This is a genomic window from Candidatus Chordibacter forsetii, from assembly GCF_964187505.1.
Lineage (GTDB): Bacteria > Verrucomicrobiota > Verrucomicrobiia > Opitutales > Seribacteraceae > Chordibacter > Chordibacter forsetii.
Map to the genome: position 1 here is coordinate 1 of NZ_CAXLML010000006.1, position 4400 is coordinate 4400.

At 44.2% G+C, this 4400-nt stretch carries 3 protein-coding genes; all 3 read left to right on the plus strand.

Going from position 1 to position 4400, the window contains the following annotated elements; all coding sequences use genetic code 11:
- The coding region (cyoE, locus tag ACKPQ4_RS00215) for a heme o synthase (RefSeq protein ID WP_407679194.1) at positions 1-955 on the plus strand (955 nt) is incomplete at its 5' end.
- An 8-nt stretch (positions 956-963) separates the two neighbouring features.
- Positions 964-2355: a cytochrome c oxidase subunit II gene (locus tag ACKPQ4_RS00220; protein WP_407679195.1), complete on the plus strand. Its 1392-nt coding sequence runs from the start codon at positions 964-966 to the stop codon at positions 2353-2355.
- Between the two features lie 35 nt (positions 2356-2390).
- Positions 2391-4334: a cytochrome c oxidase subunit I gene (gene ctaD, locus ACKPQ4_RS00225; RefSeq protein WP_407679196.1), complete on the plus strand. Its 1944-nt coding sequence runs from the start codon at positions 2391-2393 to the stop codon at positions 4332-4334.
- The last annotated feature ends 66 nt before the right edge of the window (positions 4335-4400 follow it).

Here is a 4400-nt window from a genome sequence, read left to right on the forward strand (position 1 = left end):
TTCTATTAGAAATTCTACTGACGTGAGTCTAGGAAAACCAATACCAGCCAAGCCCCACCCCGGCTCGCTTTCAAGTTCGCCGGGTTTCTCTGTGCATGGTATGTATGAGCTAACAAAGCCTAGGCTTTCTTTGCTTTCGGTATTTACTGCATCTCTCGGGTATTTAGTTCGTGAACCACTCCAAGCAGATTTAGCGATTTTCATTTCACTTACAATTGGTACAGCATTGTCGGCAGGTGGAGCGGCCGCCCTAAACCAGTGGATGGAACGAAAAGAAGATTCCTTGATGGCTCGAACTGCTAGCCGCCCTCTACCCTCTGGATTAATCAGTCCCGAATTTGCTCTGGTATTTGGAATTACTCTATCTTCACTTGGTCTTTACATTCTGTGGGTTGGCACCAACCCGTGGGCGGCTATTCTCACTCTCGCTACCCTTATTGTTTATCTTCTCATTTACACTCCTTTTAAAAAAATTAGCCCTTATGCCATTGAGATTGGTGCCGTTTCTGGAGCCCTTCCTCCGTTAATTGGTTGGGTCGCTGCCGAGGGTGCCCCAACCACCTATGGTTGGATATTATTTGGGATTCTTTTCACTTGGCAGCTCCCCCATTTCATGGCCATCGCCTGGAATTTTCGGACAGACTATTCCAAAGGGGGATTCAAGCTCCATGAACTGGGTGATTCTGATGGGCGGGCGATTGCTCGCAAAAGTTTGGTTTACACCGTTTTACTCACCATCTTTGTTTTTTCTCCTTACTTCTTAAAACTCCAACAACCCCAACCTGGGCTCTTCTATCTTGCCTCATCTGTTATTCTGTCCCTTTATTTATTGTTCCCAGCCATTCGATTCCTTACCTCGAAAAACCGGGATCATTCTGCCAAGAAACTTTTCTTCGTAACTATCATATATCTCCCCCTCCTTTTTGCCGCCTTAGTAATTGACCGCTATCTATGACTTTAAAAATGATCTCATTCTTTGCAAATCATTCAGTATTTCGAAACCTTTTCTCCGGATTATTCCTCCTACTCGCCGGAAGCTGTTCCCGTATCGATCACAAACAGTCTGCCCTAGACCCCAAAGGACTCGTATCGCAAAACCAATACGATGTTTTCATGCTTTCAGTTTGGATCACCATTTTTCTGTTTTGCACAGTCGGTGGTTGCCTACTCTATGTTCTGTGGAGATACCGGGCAAAAAATGCTGAGGAAGCTAAAGAGATTCCACCTCAGTCACACGGCAGCTCATTCATTGAAACTGGTTTGATTATTGCCTCTTCAATCATTCTTGTGATTTTAGCTGTTCCTACCCTTCAGGGCATTGTCCTACTCAACCGTGTGCCTGACGCCAATGATTCAGAATCCCTTGAGAAATTAGGCTTGGATCGCAGTCAAATTGACGGTGCTATTACTGTAAATGTTACTGGCAAGAGATTCTTTTGGGTATTTGAATATCCCCAATTTGGTATCGTCACTGCCAATGAACTTGTTTTTCCAGCCACTAAAGCAGTGCGTATTAATTTACGCACCGAAGATGTAATCCACAGTTTTTGGGTACCCAAGCTTGCCGGCAAGATGGATCTTATGCCTGGGCAGGAAAACTTCATGTGGTTTATTGCAGACCAGAAAAAAATAATGGGTGAGTCCGACGCGGCTACTGCCATGCCTGCAGTCCATGATGGCACCATGCGCTCGAAGGTGTTTGCTAAGCAAAAATTTACTGATGAATTCGAACCTGTTGGTGGTTTATTTTACGGACAGTGTGCTGAATTCTGTGGGAACTCTCATGCATACATGTCTTTCCGTGCACTTGCGCAAACCGACGAGGATTTTGATCAATGGGTTAAGCGTTTTCAAAACGCTCAAAACCCCAACCTTCAAACCAAATCATACGATCCACAAACCTCATACATTAAAAACTCTTATGTTTCCTTTGCTGACAATAAATTAGGTGCTGGTGCAAATCGCGAATACCGTTCTGTTCGGAAAACTTCGCCCGGTCAATCCCCTCAAGTTGCTCCGGGTGCCTGGGAAAAAGCCCACTCAGACGACTACGAGAAGGGAAAACAACTCTTCTCCTCATTACAATGCGTGCAATGTCACGCCGTCAACCGAACCGGACTAGGAGCCAAGGGTCCCAACCTTACCCTCTATGGCCTGAGAACTTCTCTTGCCGCAGGTTGGATGCGTAATGATGAAGAAAGCCTTTCAAAATGGCTCAAAAACTCAAATGAAATCAAATTTGGTAACCTGATGTGGAATGGTGAGGGCATAGACGACCGTCACCCCCTTCGCAATCTTCAAGACGATGATGAAAAAGTGAACCAATTAATTGCCTACCTTCTTGGGCAGTCCTAATACCTTTCTAGCACTTACCAAACATACGAATCGCCATGGCTACTGAATCGATCAAATACCTCGCTCCCGACACTGAAAACAAGGCCAAGACGCAAGTCTTTCCAAGGCCTGGTCAACATACAACCGGTCTTATCGATTGGCTGACAACAATCGATCACAAAAAGATTGGTTTGATGTACGGTATGACCGCACTTTTCTTTCTTATCGTTGGTGGTCTTGAGGCACTTCTCATACGGTCTCAGTTGTGGGATCATAACATGGATGTATTGACCAACCGCCAATACAATCAAATGTTTACTATGCATGGAACAACTATGGTCTTCCTTGTAATCATGCCTCTAAGTGCAGCCTTTTTTAATTACCTCATGCCCCTACAGATTGGGGCTAGAGATGTTGCTTTCCCTCGGATGAACGCACTCAGTCTCTGGTGCTTTATTGGTGGTGGTCTCATTCTTAATCTAAGTTGGTTTTTTACTGGTGGATCCCCAGCTATCGGATGGTTCGGTTATGCACCACTTACTGATACCCGCTTTGCTGAAGTTGTCGGAGATATGGGTCCTGACTTTTGGATTTTCTCACTACAAATCCTCGGGGTTGCCTCTTTGCTCGCATCTTTTAACTTCATAACAACCATCATAAACATGCGAGCTCCCGGCATGACCATGATGCGTTTACCCGTGTTTACATGGATGACATTGATCGTCAGTTTTTTAATCATTTTGGCTTTCCCGGCCATTACTATTGCCTTGGTTGAATTGATGTTCGATCGTACTTATGGAACTAATTTTTATGACTTTTTAGAAGGCGGAAAACCCCACCTTTGGCAGCATTTATTCTGGATTTTTGGACATCCGGAAGTTTATATCCTCATTCTTCCAGCCATGGGTATTGTATCAGAAGTAATCCCTGTGTTTTCTCGCAAACCCCTTTTCGGTTACGGATTAATCGTTTTCTCAGGTGCTATTATTGGATTTATGGGCTTTGCCGTTTGGAGTCACCACATGTTTACTACTGGTATGGGCGTTGTTGCGACCTCTGCTTTTGCCATGCTTACCATGTTAATCGCAATCCCTACTGGTGTTAAAATTTTTAACTGGATCGGAACTATGTGGGGTGGTCGCATTCGTTTTGATACCCCAATGTTATTCGCCCTTGGATTTATAACCATGTTTATGATAGGTGGCTTTACTGGTATCATGCACTCCTCGGTACCGATTGATGCTCAGCATCAAGACTCCTATTTTGTGGTCGCCCACTTTCATTATGTACTTATTGGAGGAGCATTGTTTGGATTATTTTGTGGATTTTACTTCTGGTTGCCGAAGATGACTGGACGCATGTTGAACGAAAAACTGGGGAAATTTGTATTCACCCTAATGTTTCTTGGATTTAACCTGACCTTCTTTCCCATGCATTACCTTGGAATGATTGGCCAACCAAGACGAACACATACCTACAATGAAGGTCACGGTTTTGAAACTTGGAATCAAATCGCGACAATTGGAGCGTTTATCTTAGGAGTAGGTATTGTCATTGGAATTTATCAATTCGTAAGTGCCTTCTTTAACAAAAAATTAAAACCTGCTGGAAGTAATCCCTGGGATGCCCGCACTCTGGAATGGGCACTCTCCTCTCCAGTAAAAGAATACAACTTTGCACGAACTCCTATTATAAAAGCTAAGGATCAAGCGTGGGAGAACAACTATGGACCCCGGGAAAACCATGCCGAAAAAGAACCGTTGGACGACCACGGTGTACACATGCCAGATCGTTCGTGGTGGCCATTGGTAACTGCACTCGGATTATTTGGATTGGCCATAGGTATGCTTTTTCACCGCAATATAGATCCAAGTGGTGAATTAGTTCGTGATTACACGGTTCCAATCCTCGCTGGTTCTGTTGCTGTGATCGGGATGATTATGTGGGCATTGGAAGGTCCCGGCGGATATCATTTATTCCCCAAGGAAAACGACGAATAATTTAATCATTTTTACACCTTTTAATTTTTATATTTTATGAGCGACGCAAGCGCCCACGCCCTCGAG